The organism is Jejuibacter sp. L23 (assembly GCF_050815825.1).
Taxonomy (GTDB): domain Bacteria; phylum Pseudomonadota; class Gammaproteobacteria; order Enterobacterales; family Enterobacteriaceae; genus Jejubacter; species Jejubacter calystegiae.
This window is the reverse complement of record NZ_CP138199.1, coordinates 4,945,711-4,969,901: the sequence shown is the minus strand read 5'-3', so window position 1 is coordinate 4,969,901 and position 24,191 is coordinate 4,945,711. Positions and strand designations below refer to the sequence as shown.

Here is a 24,191-nt window from a genome sequence, read left to right as displayed (position 1 = left end):
TTACATAAGCAAAATCACCTTAAGGTGAACGCAGCTTTCTCCGGCGCTGCATATTTATCTAAAAAATGGACTGTTCCAGCCCCACGCTAACCTTCGATAACCCTTTTCCATTACTGCGGATACGGCACCCAGTCGCCGCCGCCAAGCCGTACCCAGGGCTTACCCTGATACTGAATCACCACGGCATTGGCGTTTTCAGAGACCGGCGCCGTCTGCGGCAGATTGCTGGTCAGCGCATTCCAGTCCACCTGATCGGCCACAAAATTTTTGCCATCCACAGAGCGGGCGACCAGTTCGGAAATCGCCAGATAGCTGCTGGGCTGGCTAATCTCAATCGGGCTGCCCTGATGGGGCGCCTTCATGCCGATAAACTTCACCCCCACCGGAACATGGGTGATCGACGGGCTGGGAATGTCGCGCAGCCCGGAAACCTGCATTTTATCGCCCTTCAGCGCACCGCCGTGTTCCGGCGCCACCACCACCATCACCTTACGGCCTGACTTTTCCAGTTCGGTCAGGAAGTTGTCCAACTGGTCGAACAGCTTCTGGGCCCGCACCTTATAGTCCGCAGTTTTACTGATGCCCGGAAAATGGTTGCCGTCGTGCAACGGCAGCAGGTTAAAGAAGGTGGCGGAACGGGTGTTGGGATCGCGCCCTTCCTCAGAAAGCCAGCGCTGTAGCACCGCCGTATCGTCGTAGATGGGCGAATTATCAAACGACAGCAGATTCGTCGGCAGGCCATTCTGATTCATCAGCGGTGACTGAACGCCACCGTACTGGCGAATCTCCTTCAGGAAGTCGCCGAAGACGCCATCGTGATCCAGCATCAGATGCTGGCTAAAGCCGAGCGCCGCCAGGTTATCGAACAGATAGCACTGGTTACCGGCGGGCGAATAGAGATTCTTATGGGAAGACTGCCCACAGCTGGCGCGCAGCAGACGAATGGCTGCCGGGCCGCTGTAAGAGGTGGCAGAGTTAAACTCTTTAAACAGAATATCGAAGTGCGACCACAATGGGTGCGACGTCAGGCCGGTCGCTTCCATATCAGACCAGGCCAGAGAGCAAATATTGATCACCAGCAGTTCGAACGGTTGGGCATCCATGGGCAACGATGCCGGGAATTGGGTCTGGCGTTTGGCCTCGCTGGCGTAAAAGCTGTTCAGCCATGCGGTCAGATTCTGGGAACTGGCCGGAGCGGTCTGGGCCGGGATATCCCCCACCTGAGGCGTATTGGTATCGCCTGATGTGATGGCGGTGGTCACCGCCGCTGGCGCCGTATTGCCGCCGGGGGTCAGCGCAATAACCGGGCCGGAAACGGTCAGAACGTTAAGCCAGATCAGAGCCGCCACTACCAGTACCGTTATCCGCACCCACTGAGAGATAAACAGCCAGGCCACCAGCAGCACAAAGGCCGCGCCTACCATCTGCCAGTTAATAAAGCGGGCGGTGAGATCCAGAATATAATCCCAGCTGAAGCCCGCCACCTGGGAACCCTGGCTAATAATGCTGTCCAGACCCGGTAGCCAGGTGTCGTGCCAGAACAGGGTGAAGCCAATGGGCAGCCCCACCCAGTGGCGCAGGCGATGCAGTCGCAGGTTGGGCAGGGGAAATAGTAGATAAGCGGCAAAAACCAGATTTTCCAGGGCGTGGAAATTCAGGTAGCCGGTCCACAGCAGCGCGAATTTCGCCAGAAAGTAGAAATTCCAGCCAGAAAGCCCGCGCCAGTACTGCCAGAGCGGCATCGATAACGGAGACGTTGGTTTGTGTTCAGTCATGTTCTGAGTTTGCCCTGACAGCCTGTTGCCGACGCAGCGTACCGGCGGGTTTGACGAAACGGGGTTTAAAAAAGGTGATGCGCATCCATGCAGCCAGAGGCGTCAGCCAGCGCCGGGCATAAAAGCCCAGCGGCAGAAAGATGACGGCGCACAGCGCAATCAACTGAAGAATGTCACTGATGGTCATCATAAGCGGACTCCGGGGCCATAAGGGTAACGGGCTGCGGCTGGTGCTGTCGTGCGCTCTGCATCTCTTCAGCCCGGGCAATGGGGTGAGCGATGGCGGCAGGCATAATGTCGTGACGCGGCGCCTGAGTGCGCATCTGGACCAGCTCTGCGGCGATTTGCCGGTCTTCGAACCACACTACGCGGTTGGAAACCACCTCTTCCGGCGGCAGCGAAAAAATATTCTTCAGGGCGATGTCCAGACTGTTGACCTGGCAGTAGCTCAGGAACAGCACAATGCGTTGGTCGTTAGCGGCCATAATATCGCCCTGACGCTTAAGACGGCAGAGGGAGAGCGCCTGCCGGGTCGCGAGTCCCGGCACTGGCCGCAGCGCGACCAGCACGCCGCGATTATCTTCAGGAATCAGCGGGTTATGGAGCAATGCTTCAATGGCGGTGCAGAATTCGCCCCAGGGCTGCCAGCCGCGTAGCTGTAGCGGGCGCAGCGCGCCCACCAGCTCGGCGAGGCTTTCCGGTACCGGGCGGCTGTACTGCTGGCCCTGGACGCTCTCGATAAGCGTCAGGCTACGGGAAAGCGGCGTACTTCCCGGAATGACCAGACTGGCGCCGCTGCCCATAAGCAGACGTTCATCTACGGCGCGCAGGCTGGCCTGGCTTTCGCGAACGACAAGCTTCAGGGCGCTCCCACGCTGGCGCCGTAGCGCATGCAGGTCGTGGGCGATGGTTTCCACGTCGCGGTTATTGGTGAGCGAAAAGATAATGGTCGCGGCCTGGGCGCCGCGCGCCGCTTCGAACAAAGCCTGGTTGCTGTCGAACAATCGCCAGTGTTCTGACAGTGGCGGCGCGCCTTCCAGGACGGCCTGGTGGCTAAGGATGGTGCGCTCATCGCTGCGGGGCTGAGGCGCGCTCTGTACCGACTGGCATAATTCCCAGCGGCTCTGCTGCCAGCGAATGGTTAACTGCTGTCGGGCGCTGACCCCTTTTTCGTTGCACCAGAACGCGACATCGAAACACCAGGCATCATTCTGTGGGCGCAGGCTGGCCAGACCGTTCAGGCTACGGTGGGCATTGATCAGTGCAGAATATTGATCGTCGCTACGGTTTCCCGGGTTTATCACCAGCAATGTGCACTGATATTTCTGGCACTGGAGATTTATCTGGTTGGCAATTTTGTGAAGGGTTTCTGAGCTTATATTTCTAAAAAAATTGTCCTGGAGCAAGAAAATAATCAGATAATGCTTGGGTTTTATATTGCATGACATATCTGGCAATAGCGAGTATAGACTATTTTTCGTATTTTGCGCTTTATAGAGTAAGATCTCATCCGGCCCTTCTTCGGAAAGCGAAGTAAGAATCTTTTTCGGTGCCGTACCCATTGTGACGAGCGCGACTTTTGCGTCGTTTTTCTGGGCGGAGATGGTGCTGTTGGCCAGGCGCGCCGCGTCTTCGTAGCGTTCGGTGTTTACCCACCAGACGCCGCCTGTGGGCATATGCCGCAGCTCATTCCACAGTGCGTGTATTCCAACAGAAAAAATGGGGCCCATGTTCTCTCTCTTCGCTTACTCGCCAAAGTGCGGAAATAAACCTAACATTGAAAATAAACATCAGCGGTCTTAGCATTGTAAAACAAAAACTTTGTCGCAGCATGAGGAGTTTTTTTGTTGCGAATCTACCTGGTGCATAACAACACCAATGGATTATACCGGTGCAGGGTATGAATAAGCAAAATGATACATCTGATGATTTCCGGAATTTGCCTGGAATTGCCACCCAGAGTGATATTCAGACGCTGTTTCGGGCATTTGCTTTGCCGGATATTGATTATACCGACATCTCCCGGCAGGAAAGGCTGAATATCGCGCTCCAGCGCTGGCCACTGCTGGCCGAGCTGGCGCAGGATCACTAAAGGGAGCAGGCCAGATGGCAGTGATAGGGTTACAGGGGCTACGCGGCGGCGTGGGAACGACGTCGATCGCCGCGGGGTTGGGCTGGTCGCTGCAACAGCAGGGCGAGTCGGTACTGGTGGTGGGCGCCGCTCCGGATAACCTGCTGCGTCTTTTGTTCAATATCGGGTTTGCGCAAAGCGCGGGCTGGGCGTATGCCCTGCATGAGGGGCTGGCCTGGCAGAGTGCCGCCTGGCGCTATACGCCGCGTCTCGACGTTCTTCCATACGGGCAGTTAAACGCCATGCAGAACAGCGAACTGCTGGCGCGCCCGGAAGGTGTTGCGCATTTTCTGGATGCCCTGAAAACCCTGAAACAGAGCGGCCGCTACCGCTGGATACTGGTGGATATTCCCGCCGGTTTCAGCGCTTTTGCTCTGGAAACCCTGGCGGCGGTGGATAGCCGCATTGTGGTGGCGACGCCAGACGCCAATTGTCATGCCCGCCTGCATCAGCAACCGCTGGCTCAGGACGCTTACCTGCTGGTCAACGGATTACGGGTCGCCAGCCATCTTCAGGATGATATTTATCAGCTCTGGCTCCAGAGTCAGCGCAGTCTGGTTCCGGTGATTCTGCACAGTGATGAAGCCATGGCGGAATCGATGGCGGCTAAACAGCCGGTGGGCGAGTACAGCCCGGCTTCGCTGGTGGCGGAAGAGCTGATGACCCTGGCGGGCTGGTGCCTGCTCAATCTGGCGGAGCCGCAGCCATGAGCCTGCTTCTGCGTTGCCTGCTGGCGCCCGGCGTTAGCCAGCGCCTGCGAACGCGCTATATGGGCTGGCGGCGTAACGGCGCTACGCCGTTCAGCGCCGGACTGTGCTGCCTGATGGTGGCGCTGGGCTGGACCTTGCTGCGGCTGGAAAGCGAAAGCTGGCAGCGCATCAGGGCCCAGCGCCAGCGCCTGTATCCGCAAATCGATCCTCAGCGCCCGCGACCGCTCGATCCACTGCGCTATCTTATTCAATCCCTCTGGCTGTTGCTGATGCTGCCAGGTCGCGGGCTGGCAGCGCCGGTAACCTCGCGGCTGGCGCGTATTCAGGCATGGCGGGAAAATTACTATCAGTGGATGAAGGCGCTGCCGCAGCGGGTAGAGCGCAGCCAGGGCTTTCGGCGCAACGTTCAGGATCTGAGTCAGTTCAGCGTGCTGGCAAGGCGTATTCTGCTGGGGGTGGTCGTTGTGGTGGCGCTGATTATGGCGGTACTGTGCGTCACCCAGCCCTTCAGCCCGCTGGCGCAGTTTATTTTTCTGATGCTGCTGTGGGGTATTGCGCTGGTGGTACGGCGCATTCCCGGGCGTTTCCCCGCGCTGGTGATGGTGGTGCTGTCGCTGACCATCTCCTGCCGTTATATCTGGTGGCGTTATACCTCTACCCTGAACTGGAACGATCCGGTCAGCCTGGTCTGCGGCCTGATTCTACTGTTTGCTGAAACCTACGCCTGGCTGGTACTGGTGCTGGGGTTCTTCCAGATTATCTGGCCGCTGCATCGCCAGCCAGTACCGCTGCCCGCCTCAACGGCGCAGTGGCCGGTGGTGGATGTGATGATTCCCACCTATAACGAAGAGCTTAGCGTGGTGAAAGGTACGGTCTATGCCTCGCTGGGCATGGACTGGCCGAAGGATAAGCTCAATATCTGGATCCTCGATGACGGTGGGCGTGAAGCGTTCCGACGCTTCGCCGATGAAGTCGGGGCGAATTACATCGCCCGCACCACCCACGAGCACGCCAAGGCGGGGAATATTAATAACGCCCTCAAGCAGGCCCGGGGCGACTTTGTGGCGATTTTCGACTGCGACCATGTGCCGACCCGCTCGTTCCTGCAACTGACCATGGGGTGGTTCTTTAAGGATCAGAAACTGGGGCTGATTCAGACGCCGCACCACTTCTTTTCGCCAGACCCCTTTGAGCGCAACCTGGGGCGTTTTCGCAAAACGCCGAACGAAGGCGCGCTGTTCTACGGCCTGGTGCAGGACGGCAACGATATGTGGGATGCCACCTTCTTCTGCGGCTCCTGTGCGGTTATCCGCCGACAGCCGCTGGATGAAATTGGCGGTATCGCCGTAGAAACCGTCACTGAGGATGCCCACACCTCGCTGCGCCTGCACCGGCGCGGCTACACCTCGGCCTATATGCGCATCCCCCAGGCCGCCGGTCTGGCGACCGAAAGCCTGTCGGCGCACATTGGTCAACGCATCCGCTGGGCTCGCGGCATGATTCAGATCTTCCGGCTGGACAACCCGCTATTGGGCAAGGGGTTGAAGCTGGCTCAGCGCTTGTGTTACGCCAACGCCATGCTGCACTTTCTTTCCGGCCTGCCGCGCCTGATCTTCCTGATCGCGCCGCTGGCCTTTCTGCTGCTGCATGCCTATATCATTTACGCCCCGGCGCTAATGATAGCGCTGTTCGTCCTGCCCCATATGATTCACGCCAGCCTGACCAACTCGAAAATTCAGGGGCGCTATCGCTACTCTTTCTGGAGTGAAATTTACGAAACGGTGCTGGCCTGGTACATCACGCCGCCCACCATCGTCGCGCTGATAAACCCGCGCAAAGGGAAGTTTAACGTCACGGCGAAAGGGGGGCTGGTGCCCCATGAATATGTCGATTGGGTGATTACCCGACCCTACCTGATGCTGGTTCTGCTTAACGTGCTGGGGCTGCTGTTCGGCGTCTGGCGCTTTTTCGAAGGGCCGGAACACGAAATGCTGACCGTGCTGGTGAGCATTGCCTGGGTGACCTACAACCTGATTATTCTGGGGGGCGCGGTGGCGGTTTCGGTAGAAAGCAAGCAGGTGCGCCGGGCTCACCGGGTCGAGATCGCCATGCCTGCGGCGCTGGCCCGGGAAGACGGCCATCTCTACCCCTGCACGGTACGCGACTACTCCGACTACGGTGTCGGTATTCGTCTGCATGGCTCGCTGTCGCTGCGCCACGGCGAGCGCATTCAACTGCTGCTGCGCCGTGGTCAGCAGCAGTTCTTCTTCCCGGCGCAGGTAGTTCGCGCTGCCGGAGAAAGCGTTGGCCTGCAACTGGCGGAGATGACCACCCGACAGCATATCGATTTTATTCAGTGCACCTTTGCCCGCGCCGATACCTGGGCGCTATGGCAGGACAGTTTCCCGGAAGATAAACCGCTGGAAAGCCTGCTGGATATTCTGAAGCTGGGACTGCGCGGCTACCGCCATCTGGCGGAGTTCGCCCCGGCGTCGCTGAAGTATGTGTTCCGGAGCATCACGCTGGTAGTGGACTGGGTGGTTTCCCTGATCCCCCGCAGACCAGCGCGCGGCGTCGGCGATCGGCAACCGGATTCGGCCATGACTCAACAATGATGATAATGCGATGAAAAGAAATCTCTTCTGGATCTGTGCAGTGGTTTTGGGGCTGAGCGCGCTGCCGTATCGGCCTGGCATGGCGGCCCCGGCGGACCCCGGCGCGGTTCCGGCGCCGATGGTGCCGACGGTGGCTCCGGCAACCGAAGGCGTGGTGACTCAGGGGCCGACCAGTAATGACCTGGAGGCGGTCGTGCCGCAGGCGCCGGAAGAGGGGACAGGGCAGGTGATGCCGGGCGTACCTGGCGCCGGAGCGCCGGTCGTTGCCGAAAATGCACCGGCCCGCGAAGTGACGCTGAACTTCGCCCAGATTGCACCGCCGCCCGGCAGCATGGTGCTGCGCGGCGTGCATCCCAACGGTTCGGTGGAATTCGGCATGCGCAGCGGCGAAGTGGTCTCCCGCGCGCTATTAAACCTGGAGTACACCCCGTCTCCGGCGCTGATTCCGGTTCAGTCGCAGCTTAAGGTGTACCTGAACGATGAGTTGATGGGGGTACTGCCGGTCACCAAAGAGCAGTTAGGTAAGAAAACGCTGGCCCGGCTGCCCATCGACCCGCTCTACGTCAGCGACTTTAACCGGGTGCGGCTGGAGTTCGTCGGTCACTATCGCGACGTGTGCGAAAACCCGGCCAACAGCACGCTATGGATGGATATCGGGCGCGGCAGCTCCCTGAGCCTGCTGTATCAGAAACTGCAACTGCGTAACGATCTCTCCCACTTCCCGGTGCCGTTTTTCGACTCCAGAGATGACCGACCGCTGACGTTGCCGATGGTTTTTTCCGCAGCACCTGACGTGGAGCAGCAGCGCGCAGCCGGGATTATCGCCTCCTGGTTCGGTACCCGTTCGGTGTGGCGCGGCCAGCGCTTCCCGGTGCTCTATAACCAGTTGCCGGAAAGTAACGCCATCGTCTTCGCCACCAACGACAGGCGCCCGGATTTCCTGCGTGAGCACCCGCCGGTGAAAGCGCCCACCATCGAGATGATCAACCACCCGGATAATCCTTACGTGAAGCTGCTGGTTGTCTTTGGTCGTGACGACAGCGATCTGCTTCAGGCGGCTCAGGGGATCGCCCGGGGCGATATCCTGTTCCGCGGCGATGCCGTTACCGTGGATGAAGTGGATCCGTTACTGCCGCGTAAGCCTTATGACGCACCGCACTGGGTGCGTACCGACCGGCCCGTCACCTTTGGCGAACTGAAAACCTACGAGCAACAACTTCAGTCGAGCGGCATTGAGCCCGGATCCGTGGCTCTGACCCTTAATCTGCCACCGGATCTCTATCTGCTGCGTAGCAACGGCATCGATATGGATCTGAAATATCGCTATACCGCGCCGCCGGTGAAGGACAGTTCGCGGATGGATATCAACCTGAACAATCAGTTCCTGCAATCTTTCAGCCTGTCGCCGAAGAGCCGGGAAGGCAATCTGCTGATGCGCCTGCCGGTGGTGCAGGGGCTACTGGACGGTAAGAACGATGTCTCGATTCCGGCGCTGCGCCTGGGGGCCGCTAACCAGCTACGCTTCGACTTCCAGTACATGAACCCAATGCCCGGCGGCTCTGTTGAAAACTGTATTACCTTCCAGCCGGTGCAAAACCACGTGGTGATTGAAGATGAATCGACCATCGACTTCTCCAACTATCATCACTTTATCGCCATGCCGGACCTGCGCGCCTTCGCCAATGCGGGCTTCCCCTACAGCCGGATGGCGGATCTGTCGGATACCCTGGTAGTGGTGTCTAAGCAGCCGACGCCTGCCCAGGTCAGCACCCTGCTGGATACCCTGGGCATTATCGGCGCCCAGACCGGGTTGCCTGCCGTGAAGGTGGCGCTGACGGACAGCGCCGACGAAATTAAAAAGCGCGACGCCGACCTGATGGTAATCGGCTCCCTGCCCGAAAAATTGAAGGATGATAAGCGCCTGGATCTGCTGGTGGAAGCGGCGCTGAGCTGGGTGAAAATGCCGTATCGCCAGACGCCGCTGCCGTCGATTATGGCAAGTCCGGCGGACCGGGAACCCGATGTTCGAACCACCATCAGTTCCCGGGGACCGATGGCGGCCATTGTCGGCTTCCAGTCGCCGTTCCACAGCCAGCGCAGCGTTGTTGCTCTGCTGGCGGACAGCCCGCGCGGTTATGAGCTGCTGAACGGCGCCCTGAACGACAGCGGCAAGCGTGCCGCCATGTATGGTTCGGTGTCGGTGATTCGTGAATCTGGCGTCAACAGCCTGCGGGTCGGGGATATTTACTATGTCGGCCACCTGCCGTGGTTTGAGCGCATCTGGTATGCCCTGGCGAACCACCCGGTATGGCTGGCTATCTGCGCCGCCATCAGTGTGGTGCTGCTGGCCTGGGTACTGTGGCGGGTGTTGCGAATGCTGAGCCGCCGCCGTCTGGATCCGGAGGATGAATAACATCATGGGATGGCGTTCTGCATTAGCTCTGGGCCTGCTGCTGGCGGCGATGACCGCCAGCGCCGCCTGCGACTGGCCTGCCTGGCAGCAATTTAAGCAGCACTATATCAGTGATGAAGGGCGGGTTATCGACACCAGCGATTCGCGCAAAATTACCACCTCCGAAGGGCAGAGCTATGGGTTGTTCTTCGCGCTGGTAGCGAACGATCGCCAGAGTTTCGACCAGTTGTTGACCTGGACCCGCAATAATCTTGGCGCAGGCGATTTAACCACGACCCTGCCCGCCTGGCTTTGGGGCAGGCATGAAGACAATCAGTGGCGGGTGCTGGACAGCAATACCGCTTCGGATTCCGATGTGTGGATTGCCTGGGCGCTGCTGGAAGCTGGCAGACTCTGGAAGAACGAGGATTACACCACCCAGGGGCGGGCGCTGCTCGACCTGATTGCCCGTAAAGAGGTAGTGAAGATCCCAGGCCTTGGCGAAATGCTGCTGCCAGGGGCACAGGGCTTCGCTCATGATAACCGCTGGCGCCTGAACCCCAGCTATCTGCCGCCCCAGGTTATCGCCCGTTTCGCCCGTTATCCCGGCCCCTGGAAAGCGATGCGCAAACCTATGATGCGACTGCTGCTGGAAACCGCGCCCAAAGGATTTTCCCCCGACTGGGTGAGCTGGAACAAGGGAAGCGGCTGGCAGATGCAGGATAAGCCCACGCTCACGGGCAGCTACAATGCGATTCGCGTCTACCTGTGGGTGGGGATGCTCAGCGATCGCTCCCCCGATAAAGCGCGGCTGCTAAATCATTTCCAGCCGATGGTGGCCGCCACGGAACGGCGCGGCGCGCCGCCTGAAAAAATCGATACCATGACCGGTAAGTTGACCAACGATGGTCCCGGCGGTTTTTCCGCCGCCATGCTGCCCATGCTTCAGGAGAGCCCGGCGCTCTATGCTCAGCGTCAGCGGCTGACGAAAAACTTCCCCGACCATGAGTCCTACTACAGCTTTGTGCTGACGCTGTTTGGCCAGGGCTGGGATCAGCAGCGCTTTCGTTTTAATGCCCAGGGTGAGCTGGTGCCGGACTGGGAGCGGGTATGCGCGGATCCTCGTTAACGTTGATTGCCGTCGCGCTGGGACTGGCGCTGACCGTACCTGTCCAGGCGGCGAACCCCGCCCGGCTGCACCTGCTGGAACAGGTACGGCTGGGCGAAGCGACCCATCGTGACGATCTGGTGCGTCAGTCGCTCTACCGGCTGGAACTTATCGCCCCGGATGACCCGGAAGTCATTGCCGCCCGGGTGCGTTATCTGCTGCGCCAGGGCGACAGCGCTGGCGCCCTGGCGCTGATGAACAAACTCAAAACCACGGCGGCGGATTCCACGGCATACCGACGTTCGCAACTGGAGATGAAACTCGCCACCCCGGCCGGAAGCCAGGCGCTGCAACAGGCGCGGCTGCTGGGCACCACCGGCCATACCGATGAAGCCATCGCCGCGTATCAGGCGCTGTTTGAGGGAACGCCTCCTGATGGCGACCTGGCGGTGGAGTACTGGCTGCTGGTGGCGAAAAAGCCGCAACGACGCGTCCAGGCGATTGAACAGCTTAAAGCGCTGAATGCCCGAATGCCCGGCAACGATACGCTGCGCGCCAGCCTGGCCGGACTGCTATTCGACAGTAATCGTCCCCAGGAAGGGTTCAGCGTGCTGGAACAGATGGCGCGCTCGGGAACCGGGCGCGGCCAGGCGGCGGATCTCTGGTATCAGCGCATTCAGGGGCTGCCGGTCAGCGCCGCCAGCGTGGCGGCGCTGGAGCGCTTCCTGACGCTGTTTACCGATGGCGAGACGGTGGATGATGCGAAAGCCAAACTGGCGGAACAGCGCAAGCAACTGGCCGACCCCGGTTTTCGGGCCAAAGCGACCGGGCTGGCGCAGGTGGCTGCAGGCGACGGCGCCCGGGCGGTTGCGCCGCTGAAAACGGCGCTGCGTGAAAATCAGAACGATGCCGAAACGGTGGCGGCGCTGGGCGAGGCCTGGTCCCAGGCCGGAAAACGCGCCGCCGCGGTACGCCAGCTTAACCGGGCGCTGCGTCTCGATCCCGATAACGACAGCAGCGGAAAATGGAAATCGCTGCTTAACACCAATCGCTACTGGTTGTTGATCGATGAAGGGGATATGGCACTCAAGGCTCAGGATACCGCGCTGGCAGAGCGTAAATTCCGCCAGGCGCGGGCCGTGGACGGTAGCGACAGCTATGCAGTGCTCGGTTTGGGAGACGTGGCGGTGGCGCGTAACGATGACGCCGAAGCTGAACGTTTCTACCGCCAGGCGCTGAGAATGGATCGCGGCAACAGCAACGCGGTACGCGGGCTGGCCAATGTCTATCGCCGTCAGTCTCCAGAGCGGGCGACGGCCTTTATTGACACCCTGAGCGCCAGCCAGCGCCGCAGCATTGACGATATCGAACGCGGTCTGGAAGACGATCGGCTGGAAGCCCAGGCAAGCGCGTTGGAATCGCAGGGGCGCTGGAATCAGGCTGCCGAACTGCATCAGCGGCGGCTACAGCTGTATCCCGACAGCGTCTGGACCCTCTACCGGCTGGCGAAGGCGCGCTATGCCGCCGGTCAACACGCCCAGGCCGACGCCCTGTTTCGCGATCTGGCCCGGCGCCAGCCGACGGATGCCGACCAGGTTTATGCCTATGGCCTTTATCTTTCCTCTTCCGGGCGGGATGAGGCGGCGCTACGCCACCTTGATACGCTGCCTCGCAGTCAGTGGAGCGACAATATTCAGGAGCTGGCGCAGCGGCTGACCCTGGACCGGATATTCGCCGAGGCACAGGAACTGCGAGAGTCGGGTCGCGAGCCAGAAGCTATCGCGCTGCTGAAACGCCAGCCCGCCGCCGACCGTATCGACCTGACCCTGGCGGACTGGGCCGTGGCGCGGGGAGACTACCCGGAAGCCACCAGCCGCTACCGGCAGGTGCTGGCCCGGGAGCCAGGCAATGAAGATGCGCTACTGGGGCTGGCGGAGGCGGCGCTGGCTCAGAACGATAAAGCGCAGGCCCGTCAGTGGCTAACGCAGCTTGAGCGTGCGCCTGCGCAGGAGGCGCCGTCGGTAAACAGCGAACGACGGCTGGCGAACGCCTGGATCGAGGCCGGAAAACCCGATCGCGCCCGTGCGATCTACCAGCGCATCGTCCCGGCGGCGAAAAGGCAGCCGCCTTCGATGGAGAGCGCGCTGGCGCTGCGCGACGCGGCGCGTTTCGAAGCCGCCAGCGGCGAACCGCAGCAGGCGCTGGAACGCTATCGCGATGCGATGGTGGCATCTGATATTACCGATAAGCGGCCTGAAGATAACGATACCTTTACCCGTCTGACGCGCAACGACGCCAGCGACGACTGGCTGAAGCGTGGTATACGCAGCGACGCGGCGGATCTCTATCGCCAGCAGGACGTGAACGTCACGCTCGATCACGACTACTGGGGCTCCAGCGGTACGCCGGGCTACTCGGATCTGCGGGCCCATACCACGATGCTGCAGGTGGATGCGCCGCTCAGCGACGGGCGCCTGCTGCTGCGTACCGATGTGGTGAATATGGATGCCGGCAGTTTCAGCGGCGGTAGCTATGACGAAAAATGGGGCACCTGCTACGACTTCACCTGTAGCAGCAACCACCAGCAGCGGGCCAGCGGCGCAAGCGTAGCGGTAGGCTGGCAGAATGAGACCTGGGCGGCGGATATCGGCACCACGCCGATGGGTTTTAACGTGGTGGATGTGGTGGGTGGACTGAGCTACAGCAGCGATCTGGGGCCGTTTGGCTATACCCTGAATGCCCACCGGCGGCCGATCTCCAGCTCGCTGCTTTCGTTCGCAGGCCAGCGCGATCCCAATACCCATAAGGTGTGGGGCGGCGTGCGCGCCGACGGTGGCGGTATCAGTATGAGCTATGACAAGGGCGGCGATCACGGCGTCTGGTCAAGCCTGAGCGCCGACCAGTTGACCGGGAAGAACGTGGCGGATAACTGGCGGGTACGCTGGATGACCGGCTACTACTATAAGCTGCTCAATGAAAATAATCGTCGGGTGACTGTAGGCCTGACCAATATGCTCTGGCACTACGATAAAGATCTGAGCAGCTATACCCTGGGGCAGGGGGGCTACTACAGCCCGCAGCGCTATCTTTCGTTTTCGGTGCCGATCATCTGGCGCCAGCGTACCGAAAACTGGTCGTGGGAGCTGGGGGGCTCCGTCTCCTGGTCCTATGCGAAGACCGACAACGAGCGGCGCTATCCTCTTCAGGGGCTGTTACCTGCCCGGGTTGATGCCATGGAAGAAGGGTCGTCATCCACCGGCGTGGGTTATACCGCCCGGGCGCTGGTGGAGCGGCGCCTGACGTCGCACTGGTCCATCGGGGCAGGGATTGATATTCAGGAGGCCAAAGACTACACGCCGAGCCACGCTCTGATCTTTGTGCGTTATTCGCAGGCCGGGTGGCAGGGGGATATGGATATGCCGCCGCAACCGCTGGTACCCTATGCGGACTGGTAAATTATGGGGATTACCGGAAGGAAAGCGGTTAAAACGCCATGCGATGCAGTATACTCTGCCCGCATCAGGCGTGGAAAGTTGAGTGCGGAGAGTGGGTTTGCGAGTCAGGCGTTCGTTAACGATAAAACAGATGGCAATGGTGGCCGTAGTCGCCGTGGCCTTTATTTTTGTTTTTGCCGTGATTCAGCTTTTCCACTTCGTGCAGCAGAGCCGTTATACCACCGCGGCGCAGATGGAGAGTATCGCTCACTCGGTGCGTAATCCGCTCTCCTCCGCCATTCTGAGGGCGGATATTCCGCAGGCCGAAGAGATTCTTAAAGGTATTCAGCCGGTTGGCGTTATCAGCCGCGCGGATGTGGTGTTGCCTAACCAGTTTCAGGCGCTGCGGGTGAGCTTCGCGCCGGAACGGCCCGTGCCGATGCTGATTTCGCGACTGTTCGAGTTGCCAGTACAGATAAGCCTGCCGCTCTATTCGCTGGAGCGGCCCGCGAACCCGCAACCGCTGGCCTATCTGGTGCTTCAGGCTGACTCCTGGCGCATGTACAAGTTTATTATCAGCACCCTCTCCACATTGATTACCACCTGGCTGCTGCTGGCGCTGGTACTGACGGTGGCGATTACCTGGTGCATTAACCGCCTGATTGTCCACCCCTTGCGTGATATTGCCCGTGAGCTGGATGGGCTGTCGCCAGGCGAAGCGGCGGAACATCAGTTGACGCTGTCGCGGCTGCACAACGACGATGAGATAGGCATGCTGGTGCGCAGTTATAACCGCAACCAGCAGCAGGTGCGTCGGGCCCAGGAAGAGATGAGCCAGCTTGCCACCCATATCCCCGTTACCGGCCTGCCCAATAAAGCGCTGTTACTGGCGCTACTGCGCGGTCAGGAAGAGCAGTCGATAGCGCCGCTGTTGATGATCTCCTGTGAAACATTGCAGGAAGCCGCCGAAGCCCTGAACGAGCAGCAGCGCGAGATTCTGCTGCTTTCGATGGTTGCCCGAATTCAGGCCGAACTGGGGCCTTCTATGGTGCTGGCCCAGATTAGCCACTTTGATTTCGCCATTCTGGCTAACGGCATCAGTGAATCCTGGCAGGCGGCTTCCCTGGCTAAGCGTCTGCTTACGGCGCTGAATGAGAAGCTGCCGGTGCAAAAGATACCGCTGTATCCGGCCGCCAGCATCGGGATTGCCATATGGGCGCCTGGCGTGAACGGCGAGCAGCACTATCAGCGGATGGTCTCGGCCGTCTATTCTGCCCGGCGTCTGGGTAAAAATCAGATTCAGTTCTTCGATCCTCAGCAGTTGGCCGTGGCCCAACAGCGGATGACCGAACAGCATGATATATTGCAAAGCCTGGAAAACGGCGAGTTTGCGCTGTGGCTTCAGCCCCAGGTGGATCTGGCCAGCGGAGAGGTGGTCAGCGCCGAAGCGCTGTTGCGTCAGCGCCAGCCGGATGGCGATTTTGCGCTGCCGGAAGGGCTGATTGAGCGTATCGAGCGCTGTGGGATGATGGCGCGGGTTGGCGACTGGATCCTTGAAGAGTCCTGCCGCCTGCTGGCGGAGTGGCAGAGCCAGGGCGTGATCCTGACGCTAAGCGTGAATGTCTCGGCGCTTCAGTTGCTTAATGATGACCTGCGCCATCGCTTTATGGCGCTGCTGACGCGCTGGCGCATTCATCCGGGCTCGCTGATTCTGGAAGTGACCGAAAGCCAGCGCATCGATAATCCGCAAAAAGTGCATGACATTCTGCGCCCGCTACGCTCCCTGGGGGTGCGCATTGCCATCGATGATTTCGGTATGGGGTACGCCAGCCTGCATCAGCTCCAGCAGATTAAGGGGTTGCCGGTGGATATTCTTAAGATCGACAAATCCTTTATCGACGCGCTGCCGGAAGACGACAGCATGGTGGCGGTGATCCTGTCGCTGGCGAAGCATTTGAATATGAAGGTGGTGGCGGAAGGGGTGGAAACCCCGGCCCAGCGCGACTGGCTGCGTCAGGCCGGCGCCGATATCGGGCAGGGCTTCCTGTTTGATAAGGCCCTGCCGCCGCACCGTTTTATGGCGCTTTACTGCGAGCCCGCCCGGCAATTGCCGAAAAGCCCTTAACCAAAAGTCATAGACTGTAGCGTTTCAGCTCAAAAACCTAATCATTTTGTTCCAAATAAGATACATGGATGTATCTGAGGTGTTTCTCTGGTGTTATTTTAGCGACGCAGACCCAACGCGGGTTTCTGCTTTTTACCGCTGCAAGGACACCCCCTGATGAAAACCTCTCTGTTTAAAAGCCTTTATTTTCAGGTACTGACGGCGATCGCCATCGGTATTCTGCTGGGCCACTACTGGCCGGAGCTGGGCGCGCAGATGAAGCCGCTCGGCGACGGGTTCGTAAAACTGATAAAAATGGTTATCGCCCCGGTCATCTTCTGTACCGTCGTCACCGGTATTGCCGGAATGGAAAGTATGAAGGCCGTTGGCCGCACTGGTGCCGTGGCGCTGCTCTACTTTGAAGTCGTCAGTACCGTGGCGCTAATTATCGGTCTGATTATCGTGAACGTGGTGCAGCCAGGCGCTGGCATGAACGTCGACCCGGCTACACTGGATGCCAAAGCGGTGGCGGTTTACGCCCAGCAGGCGGAACAACAGGGCGTGGTCGCCTTCCTGCTGGATGTGATTCCGGGCAGCGTGATTGGTGCCTTCGCCAGTGGCAATATCCTTCAGGTACTGCTGTTTGCCGTACTGTTTGGCTTTGCCCTGCATCGCCTGGGCGAGAAAGGACAGCTGATTTTTAACGTTATCGAAAGCTTCTCGAAGGTTATCTTCGGCATCATCAATATGATTATGCGCCTGGCGCCCATCGGTGCCTTCGGCGCCATGGCGTTCACCATCGGTAAATATGGGGTGGGAACGCTGCTGCAATTGGGGCAGTTGATCGTCTGCTTCTACATCACCTGTATTCTGTTTGTGGTACTGGTACTGGGTTCGATTGCCCGCGTCACCGGATTCAGCATCTTTAAATTTATCCGTTACATCAAAGAAGAGCTGCTGATTGTGCTGGGGACTTCCTCTTCCGAGTCGGCGCTGCCGCGTATGCTCGACAAGATGGAGAAGCTGGGCTGCCGTAAATCGGTGGTGGGGCTGGTGATTCCAACCGGGTATTCCTTTAACCTGGACGGCACCTCCATTTACCTGACCATGGCGGCGGTGTTTATCGCTCAGGCCACTAACAGCCATATGGATATCTTTCATCAGATTACGCTACTGGTGGTACTGCTGCTATCGTCGAAAGGGGCCGCCGGGGTGACCGGTAGCGGCTTTATCGTACTGGCGGCGACGATTTCGGCGGTAGGACACCTGCCGGTGGCCGGTCTGGCGCTGATCCTGGGTATCGATCGCTTTATGTCAGAAGCGCGTGCGCTGACCAATCTGGTCGGTAACGGCGTAGCCACCGTTGTGGTAGCGAAATGGGTAAAAGAGCTGGATGAAAAACAGCTCAAACAGACCCTGGATAATCCTAAAATCGCTGCCGCGAACACGGAAGCCTCCTCCTGACTCCTGTCAATTGCCCGCGGCTCCTTGCCCTTGCCGCGGGCTCCTGCGCATAATTATCTGATATAGTCCATGTATTTTCACATTGTTGAGTGACGTTTACCGTTATTTGCGGTCCAAGAAAAAAACGTTACCGCTATGGCGGGCGTCTGTGCGCGACGCGCCGCCTTTTCATCTTTTTTCAGGAATCTCATTCAGGGGTAGACATGCAGGGCACAAAAGTGGGTCTTATCGCCGGGGGAACGCTACTGGCGGCGATTAGCGGTCAGGGACAGGCCGCCATGCTCCAGCCGGACCCGGCCTGGCAGCAGGGAAAGTTGGATAACGGTTTTCAGTGGCAGGTGCTCGCCACCCCTCAACGGCCAGGCGATCGGATAGAAGTTCGACTGCTGGTCAACACCGGCTCTCTTACCGAAAGTACGCAGCAGAGCGGTTACAGCCATCTCCTGCCGCGCCTGGCGCTGAGTCAGCAGACATCGCCCGAGAAAAGTACCTGGCAACAGGGGATGACCGGCCACCCCCAGCCGCCCGCGATCGTCTCTTATAATCTCACGCAGTTTAACCTGAGTCTGCCCAGCACCAGCGGTCGTGGCGACTCGCTGAAAGAGGCGCTGAGCTGGCTGGCGGAAACGGCGGGTGAGCTAACCATTACGCCGGAATCTATCGATAAAGCGCTACAGGTGCAGGATGGCATAGCGACCTGGCCTGAAGATACGCGCGATGGCTGGTGGCGCTATCGTCTGAAAGGCTCAACGCTGCTGGGGCACGATCCGGCAGCGCAGGTTGGGCAGCCGGTGGATGCTGAGCATTTGAAAGCCTGGTACCAGCAGTGGTACACCCCGGACGCCATGACGCTGATTGTGGTGGGTAACGTAGACAGCCGCAGCGTGTCGGAACAGGTCAACAAACTGTTCGGCTCTCTGAAAGGCAAGCGCGAAACCCCGGCCCCGGTACCGACGCTATCGCCGCTTAAGCGTGATGCGGTGAGCATCATGAGCCCCAAGATTCAGCAAGACCGGCTGTCGATGATGTGGGATACCCCCTGGCAGCCGATTCGCTCTTCGGAAGGGTTGATGCGCTACTGGCGCAGTGAACTGGCCCGCGAGGCGCTGTTCTGGCACGTTCAGCAGAATCTTAACAAGAATAACGTTCGTGACGTTGAACTGGGTTTCGACTGCCGGGTGCTGTTCTTGCGTGGCCAGTGCGGTATCCATATCGACACCCCCAATGCCCGACTCGACGATAATCTGGGGCGGATTGCCCGCGATCTGGCCAATGTTCGCGATGGGGGACTCCCGGCGGCCGAGTTCGAAACGCTGATGGCCCAGAAAAAGCTGGAACTGGAAAAACTGTTCGCGACTTACGCCCGTACCAATACCGAAGTACTGGCCAATCAGCGCCTGCGTTCGCTACAGAATCAGGTGGTGGATCTCGCGCCGGAACAGTATCAGAAGCTGCGCCAGACGTTTCTGGACCAGCTGACGCCGGAAATGGTCAATATGGATTTGCGCCAGATTCTCTCTCAGGAGATGGCGCTGGTGTTGCAGCAGCCGGAAGGGGAGCCGGAGTTTAATATGAAGCAGCTTCAGGCGACCTGGGATAAAGGGATGAGTCCGACGGAAGGTGCGACAGGCCTGACTCCAGGCGCACATCCGCTGGGCGAGGTTTCGGATATTCCGGAACGGCAGTAATGTCGGTGCGCCGGAGCCAGGCCCCGGCGCGTAACCGTTTTACTGCGGCATCGCCTGCTTTGGAATAATGGCGCCGCGATACTGAATCACGGTGCTGGCCGTCAGGTGCCCGCGGGCCGCTGCATCTGCGGCATTGCCGCCACTCAGACGTACCGCAAGATAGCCACCGCCGAAGGAGTCCCCGGCCGCGGTGGTATCCACCACTTTCTCTTTCGGCAGTTTCACCGCCGGAATTTCCTGTAATGCTTCACCGGCAACCGCCACCAGGCAGCTTTCGGCGCCGCGCTTAATCACGACTTCCTGCACGCCAGCCGCCTGAGTACGGGCGATAACCTCTTCCACCGGGCGTTCACCCCACAGGGCGTCTTCATCATCCAGGGTCAGAAACGCGATATCGGTACAGGCAAGCATCTGCTGATAGACTTGCTGCGTCTCTTCCCTGCCGGACCACAGGCGCGGGCGATAGTTGTTATCGAAAATCACCTTACCGCCACGGTCGCGGCAGCGGCGCAGCAGTTCCAGCAGCATTTCACGACTGCGAGGGCTGAGGATGGCAAGGCTGATACCGCTAAGATAGAGGTAATCGAAGTCGGCGAGCTGTTCGATAATAGCCGGTGCCTGGTCGCTTTCCAGCCAGTAACGAGCGGCCGCCTCATTACGCCAGTACCAGAAGGTGCGTTCGCCGCTGTCATCGGTCTCGATGTAGTAGAGCCCCGGCAGGCGGTCGGACATGCGCTGTACCAGATCGATTTTGACGTTTTCCTGCTGCCAGGCGTCGAGCATCTGCTGACTGAAACTGTCCTGACCCAGCGCGGTAACGTAATGGACGCTGAGCGCGTTGGCATCCACCTGACGGGCGATATAGACTGCGGTATTAAGGGTGTCGCCACCAAAGCCGCGACTAACCAGAGCGCCCTTTTCCGACAGCTCGATCATGCATTCGCCGATAACGGCAATCTTCTGTGTAGACATAATAATGAAACCTGCATGTAAGACGACTGGCGCTAGTTTGGTCTGCCATACCAGCACAGTCAATCATTTTAAAACGCCGTTTTGATAAAACTTGCGCCAGAACGGGTTTTCGCGGGTAATTCGCTGGATGGCCGTGTCCCGGCGCCTCAACTATCTTTAAATCATGTCAGGGAACACAGGAACGGAATATGACAAGGTTGGGAAAAACAGGGCTGGGCTTGGTGGTGGCGATTGTGGTACTGGGCGTGGGCCTGGTGACCTTTATCGCGACCTTTGACTGGAACCGCCTGAAGCCGGTGATTAACGATAAAGTGTCCAGCGAGTTGCGACGCCCGTTTGCGATACGCGGCGATCTTAGCGTGGCCTGGGTTCGTCATCCGGAAGAGCCGGGCTGGCGGCGCTGGGTGCCATGGCCTCAGGTGACGGCTCAGGATGTGATGCTGGGGAATCCACCGAACATTCCCGATAAGACTATGGTGCTACTGCCAAAGGTGGAAGCGACCCTTTCCCCGCCAGCTTTGCTGACGAAAACCGTCTGGCTGCCGTGGCTGCGTCTGGTACAGCCCGATGTGCGGCTGATTCGCCTGTCAGAGCAGCGCTATAACTGGCGCTTTGATCTGGAGGATGATAGCGCGAAAGATAAAAAGCCCCCCTCTGGCTGGTCGTTCCGGCTCGACAATATCCTGTTTGACCGTGGACGCATTGTCATCGACGACCAGGTGACTAAAGCGCAGATGACCGTGATGGTCGATCCGCTGGGTAAGCCGCTGGCGTTTAGCGAAGTGACCGGCAGCGGCAAGTCCGGCGCTGTGAAGGTGGGGGATTATGTTTTCGGGTTACGGATTAACGGACGCTATAAAGAGCAGGATATCACCGGTAGCGGCAAGATTGGTGGCATGCTGGCGCTGCGTAGCGAAGGGACGCCATTCCCGCTACAGGCCGATGTGCGCGCCGGTCAGAGCCGACTGGCGGTCAGCGGCACCATCAGCAACCCCATGGATTTTGGCGGGGCCTCTCTGCGGCTGCGCCTTTCCGGCGATTCGCTGGGGGATCTCTATGCCCTGACCGGCGTTCTGCTGCCCGATTCGCCGCCCTATGAAACCGACGGGCACCTGGTCGCGCGTCTGGGGGGCAAAGAGGGCAACCGCTTTGACTACCGGGACTTTAACGGGCGCATTGGCGCCAGCGATATTCACGGCTCCCTGACTTACCGCCAGAGCCAGCCGCGACCGAAGCTTGAAGGGGATCTGGTTTCGCGCCAGCTGCGGCTGGCAGATCTGGGGCCACTGATTGGCGTGGAGTCCGGCGGTGCGAAATCGGAGCCCGGGCAGACCGTGCAGCCGTCAGATAAAGTGCTGCCGGTGAATCGCTTCGAAACCGATAAATGGCGGGTAATGGATGCCGATGTGCGCTTCAGAGGTCAGCGTATTGAGCACGGCAGTACCCTGCCGCTGCGCGACCTTAACGTGCAGTTGAATCTGCGCGATGGCGATCTGCGTCTGACGCCGCTGCGCTTTGGTATGGCGGGGGGCAATATCGATGCTGACATTCGCCTGCAGGGCAACCGGCAGCCGATGCAGGGAGAGGCCAGAATCAAGGCGCGGCGTTTGCAGCTCAAGCAGTTAATGCCGAACATTCAGGAGATGCAGAAAACCCTGGGCGAGCTGAATGGCGATGCCACATTGCGCGGCAGCGGTAACTCGGTGGCGGCGCTATTGGGCAGTAGTAACGGTAATCTTAAGCTGCTGATGAACGATGGCTTGATCAGCCGTAACCTGATGGAGATTCTGGGGCTGAACGTGGGGAACTACGTGGTAGGGCAAATCTTTGGCGATGACGAAGTGCGGGTGAACTGTGCCGCTGCGGGTTTGCAACTGACTAATGGACTGGTCAGGCCCGATATCTTCGCCTTCGATACCGAGAATGCGCTGGTCAATATCACCGGTAACGCGAATCTGGCCAGCGAGCGCCTCGATCTGACCATCACGCCGGAAAGTAAGGGAATTCGTATTATCACACTGCGATCGCCGCTCTACGTGCGTGGTACCTTTAAGTCACCGGATGCGGGAGTCAAACCGGGACCGCTGATCGTACGTGGTGCGGTAGCGGCGGCGCTGGCAACTCTGGTGACGCCCGCTGCGGCGCTGCTGGCGCTGGTTTCACCATCGCAAGGCGGTGCGGATAACCAGTGTCGTACTATTCTGTCGCAGTTGGGGAAATAGCTGTTCCTGAAAGGGTGTGCCAGCCAGTTCCCTCTCCCCCTTTTATATAGGGGGAAAACCGCGCCAGCCCTAACCCTCTCCCCTTTGGGGAGAGGGTTAGGGTGAGGGGATGGGATGGGAAGGGGTGATCACAGCGTGTCGTGGCGGGTTTCCCGGGCGCACAGCAGCGCCACCAGGGTTATGGCCGCCATCACGGCCAGATAGACTCCCACCCAGAACAGCCCGTAGCTGGTTTGCAGCCAGGCGGCGATCCACGGGGCCACAGAGGCGCCCAGAATCGAGGCCACATTATATGAGAAGGAGGCCCCGGTATAGCGGACTTCGGTCGGGAACAGCTCTGGCAGTAGCGCGCCCATCGGGCCGAAAGTCAGGCCCATCAGGCTCAGCCCCATCAGCAGGAACAGCATCACTTCACCCTGATTACCGGAGCCCAGCAGCGGCTGGAACAGGAACAGCGCGAACAGCAGAATCAGGCTGGTAATCACAATCATGCAGCGGCGGCGGCCATAGCGGTCTGCCAGCAGTCCGGCAATGGGCACCATCACGCCGAAGCCGATCACTGCCATCATCAGCATCCACAGTACGTCATTACGCGGGAAACCCAGCCCGTTGGGCGCGGGTGCGGTACTGAACGACATGGAATAGACCGTAGTGATATAGAACAGCGTATAGGTCGCCAGCATGATAAAGGTGCCGAGCACGGTGGCCTTCAGGTGGCGGCTGAGCAGAGTGCCGAGCGGTATCTTAACCTGTTTACCCTCTTTGGCGACTTTAGCAAACACCGGCGTTTCATGAAGCGAAACCCGCACATACAGGCCAATCAGCACCAGCACCGCCGAGAAGATAAACGGAATACGCCAGCCCCAGCTCATGAACTGTTCGTCGCTCAGCAGCCAGGAGAGTAGCAGGAAGGTGCCGTTGGCAAAGAAGAAGCCTATAGGCGCACCAAGCTGCGGGAAAGAACCGTACAGCGCGCGTTTGTGTGCCGGGGCGTTTTCGGTTGCAAGCAATGCTGCGCCGCCCCATTCGCCGCCCAGCCCCAGCCCCTGGCCGAAGCGAGCCAGCGCCAGCAGCACCGGCGCCATAATCCCGATGGTTTCATAGCCTGGCAGCAGGCCAATCACCACGGTGGAAATGCCCATGGTCAGCAGTGAGGCGACCAGCGTGACTTTACGCCCCACCCGGTCACCGAAGTGGCCAAACAGCGCCGAGCCGACCGGCCGGGCGATGAAGGCGATGGCGAACGTCGCCAGCGACTGTAGCGTGGCAGCGGTGGCATCCCCCTGGGGAAAGAAAATATGGGGGAAGACGATGACCGCCGCGGTGGCGTAGATGTAAAAATCGAAGAATTCGATGGCGGTCCCGATAAGTGACGCGACCACCACTTTACCGCGTGAGTTAACGGGCGTTTGTTGTTCGGTATCGATAGCTGTGGCGATTGATGCTTGCATAAGTTTTTATGATTTTTAGACTGACGAAAGGCCATATTAGGCATAGCAAAAGTGACATTTCAACGCGGCGCCAAAGCCGCTCACGGGTAAAAAAGCGGCGAAAAGTGGATAATTTGTGCCCTGAG

The 24,191-nt window shown here is 59.4% G+C and carries 15 protein-coding genes; 10 read left to right on the top strand and 5 right to left on the bottom strand.

Annotated elements, in window-relative coordinates; translation table 11 throughout:
• Positions 1–110: 110 nt before the first annotated feature.
• From bcsG to bcsE, 3 genes are read right to left on the bottom strand one after another with little or no spacing between them, the layout of a single operon-like run.
• A complete protein-coding gene (bcsG, locus tag SCU88_RS23750) occupies positions 111–1,775 on the bottom strand; it encodes a cellulose biosynthesis protein BcsG (RefSeq protein WP_175340078.1) in 1,665 nt (554 codons plus the stop codon).
• Positions 1,768–1,965 carry a cellulose biosynthesis protein BcsF gene (gene bcsF, locus SCU88_RS23745; RefSeq protein WP_175340077.1) on the bottom strand — a complete coding sequence of 66 codons (198 nt, stop codon included), beginning with the start codon at positions 1,963–1,965 and terminating at the stop codon, positions 1,768–1,770. Before bcsF ends, bcsG begins: the two co-directional genes overlap by 8 nt.
• On the bottom strand, positions 1,949–3,505 hold the full coding sequence (bcsE, locus tag SCU88_RS23740; protein ID WP_175340076.1) for a cellulose biosynthesis protein BcsE: 1,557 nt from the start codon (positions 3,503–3,505) through the stop codon (positions 1,949–1,951). Before bcsE ends, bcsF begins: the two co-directional genes overlap by 17 nt.
• Positions 3,506–3,675: 170 nt before the next feature.
• Here bcsE and bcsR point away from each other — a divergent pair, with 170 nt between their 5' ends.
• From bcsR to SCU88_RS23695, 9 genes are all read left to right on the top strand, one after another.
• Positions 3,676–3,867 carry a cellulose biosynthesis protein BcsR gene (gene bcsR, locus SCU88_RS23735; protein ID WP_175340075.1) on the top strand — a complete coding sequence of 64 codons (192 nt, stop codon included), beginning with the start codon at positions 3,676–3,678 and terminating at the stop codon, positions 3,865–3,867.
• Between the two features lie 14 nt (positions 3,868–3,881).
• Positions 3,882–4,616 carry a cellulose biosynthesis protein BcsQ gene (gene bcsQ / locus SCU88_RS23730; RefSeq protein WP_175340074.1) on the top strand — a complete coding sequence of 245 codons (735 nt, stop codon included), beginning with the start codon at positions 3,882–3,884 and terminating at the stop codon, positions 4,614–4,616.
• Positions 4,613–7,231 carry a UDP-forming cellulose synthase catalytic subunit gene (gene bcsA / locus SCU88_RS23725; RefSeq protein ID WP_175340073.1) on the top strand — a complete coding sequence of 873 codons (2,619 nt, stop codon included), beginning with the start codon at positions 4,613–4,615 and terminating at the stop codon, positions 7,229–7,231. Before bcsQ ends, bcsA begins: the two co-directional genes overlap by 4 nt.
• A gap of 10 nt (positions 7,232–7,241) precedes the next feature.
• Positions 7,242–9,644: a cellulose biosynthesis cyclic di-GMP-binding regulatory protein BcsB gene (gene bcsB / locus SCU88_RS23720; RefSeq protein WP_175340072.1), complete on the top strand. Its 2,403-nt coding sequence runs from the start codon at positions 7,242–7,244 to the stop codon at positions 9,642–9,644.
• Positions 9,637–10,752, top strand: a complete 1,116-nt coding sequence (gene bcsZ, locus SCU88_RS23715) for a cellulose synthase complex periplasmic endoglucanase BcsZ (protein ID WP_175340071.1) — start codon at positions 9,637–9,639, stop codon at positions 10,750–10,752. Before bcsB ends, bcsZ begins: the two co-directional genes overlap by 8 nt.
• The gene (bcsC, locus tag SCU88_RS23710; protein ID WP_175340070.1) at positions 10,734–14,186 is read left to right on the top strand and encodes a cellulose synthase complex outer membrane protein BcsC; all 3,453 of its coding nucleotides are present in this window, start codon (positions 10,734–10,736) and stop codon (positions 14,184–14,186) included. Before bcsZ ends, bcsC begins: the two co-directional genes overlap by 19 nt.
• A 97-nt stretch (positions 14,187–14,283) precedes the next feature.
• Positions 14,284–16,290: a biofilm formation regulator HmsP gene (hmsP, locus tag SCU88_RS23705; protein ID WP_175340069.1), complete on the top strand. Its 2,007-nt coding sequence runs from the start codon at positions 14,284–14,286 to the stop codon at positions 16,288–16,290.
• 156 nt (positions 16,291–16,446) lie between these two features.
• A complete protein-coding gene (locus tag SCU88_RS23700; RefSeq protein WP_175340068.1) occupies positions 16,447–17,733 on the top strand; it encodes a C4-dicarboxylate transporter DctA in 1,287 nt (428 codons plus the stop codon).
• A gap of 203 nt (positions 17,734–17,936) precedes the next feature.
• Positions 17,937–19,421: an insulinase family protein gene (locus tag SCU88_RS23695; RefSeq protein WP_175340067.1), complete on the top strand. Its 1,485-nt coding sequence runs from the start codon at positions 17,937–17,939 to the stop codon at positions 19,419–19,421.
• 39 nt (positions 19,422–19,460) lie between these two features.
• Here SCU88_RS23695 and SCU88_RS23690 read toward each other — a convergent pair whose 3' ends face one another.
• On the bottom strand, positions 19,461–20,393 hold the full coding sequence (locus SCU88_RS23690; RefSeq protein ID WP_138094783.1) for a sugar kinase: 933 nt from the start codon (positions 20,391–20,393) through the stop codon (positions 19,461–19,463).
• A gap of 188 nt (positions 20,394–20,581) precedes the next feature.
• Between SCU88_RS23690 and SCU88_RS23685 the strand changes: the two genes are divergently transcribed.
• A complete protein-coding gene (locus SCU88_RS23685; protein ID WP_175340066.1) occupies positions 20,582–22,615 on the top strand; it encodes an AsmA family protein in 2,034 nt (677 codons plus the stop codon).
• Between the two features lie 128 nt (positions 22,616–22,743).
• Here SCU88_RS23685 and SCU88_RS23680 read toward each other — a convergent pair whose 3' ends face one another.
• Positions 22,744–24,066, bottom strand: coding sequence for a metabolite/H+ symporter (locus SCU88_RS23680; RefSeq protein ID WP_175340065.1), 1,323 nt, complete (start codon positions 24,064–24,066; stop codon positions 22,744–22,746).
• Positions 24,067–24,191: the final 125 nt, after the last annotated feature.

Bases quoted from the DNA above. Each gene is read 5' to 3' on its own strand.
- bcsG (WP_175340078.1), bottom strand. From the start codon at position 1,775: ATGACTGAACACAAACCAACGTCTCCGTTATCGATGCCGCTCTGGCAG.
- bcsF (WP_175340077.1), bottom strand. From the start codon at position 1,965: ATGATGACCATCAGTGACATTCTTCAGTTGATTGCGCTGTGCGCCGTC.
- bcsE (WP_175340076.1), bottom strand. From the start codon at position 3,505: ATGGGCCCCATTTTTTCTGTTGGAATACACGCACTGTGGAATGAGCTG.
- bcsR (WP_175340075.1), top strand. From the start codon at position 3,676: ATGAATAAGCAAAATGATACATCTGATGATTTCCGGAATTTGCCTGGA.
- bcsQ (WP_175340074.1), top strand. From the start codon at position 3,882: ATGGCAGTGATAGGGTTACAGGGGCTACGCGGCGGCGTGGGAACGACG.
- bcsA (WP_175340073.1), top strand. From the start codon at position 4,613: ATGAGCCTGCTTCTGCGTTGCCTGCTGGCGCCCGGCGTTAGCCAGCGC.
- bcsB (WP_175340072.1), top strand. From the start codon at position 7,242: ATGAAAAGAAATCTCTTCTGGATCTGTGCAGTGGTTTTGGGGCTGAGC.
- bcsZ (WP_175340071.1), top strand. From the start codon at position 9,637: ATGAATAACATCATGGGATGGCGTTCTGCATTAGCTCTGGGCCTGCTG.
- bcsC (WP_175340070.1), top strand. From the start codon at position 10,734: ATGCGCGGATCCTCGTTAACGTTGATTGCCGTCGCGCTGGGACTGGCG.
- SCU88_RS23700 (WP_175340068.1), top strand. From the start codon at position 16,447: ATGAAAACCTCTCTGTTTAAAAGCCTTTATTTTCAGGTACTGACGGCG.
- SCU88_RS23695 (WP_175340067.1), top strand. From the start codon at position 17,937: ATGCAGGGCACAAAAGTGGGTCTTATCGCCGGGGGAACGCTACTGGCG.
- SCU88_RS23690 (WP_138094783.1), bottom strand. From the start codon at position 20,393: ATGTCTACACAGAAGATTGCCGTTATCGGCGAATGCATGATCGAGCTG.
- SCU88_RS23685 (WP_175340066.1), top strand. From the start codon at position 20,582: ATGACAAGGTTGGGAAAAACAGGGCTGGGCTTGGTGGTGGCGATTGTG.
- SCU88_RS23680 (WP_175340065.1), bottom strand. From the start codon at position 24,066: ATGCAAGCATCAATCGCCACAGCTATCGATACCGAACAACAAACGCCC.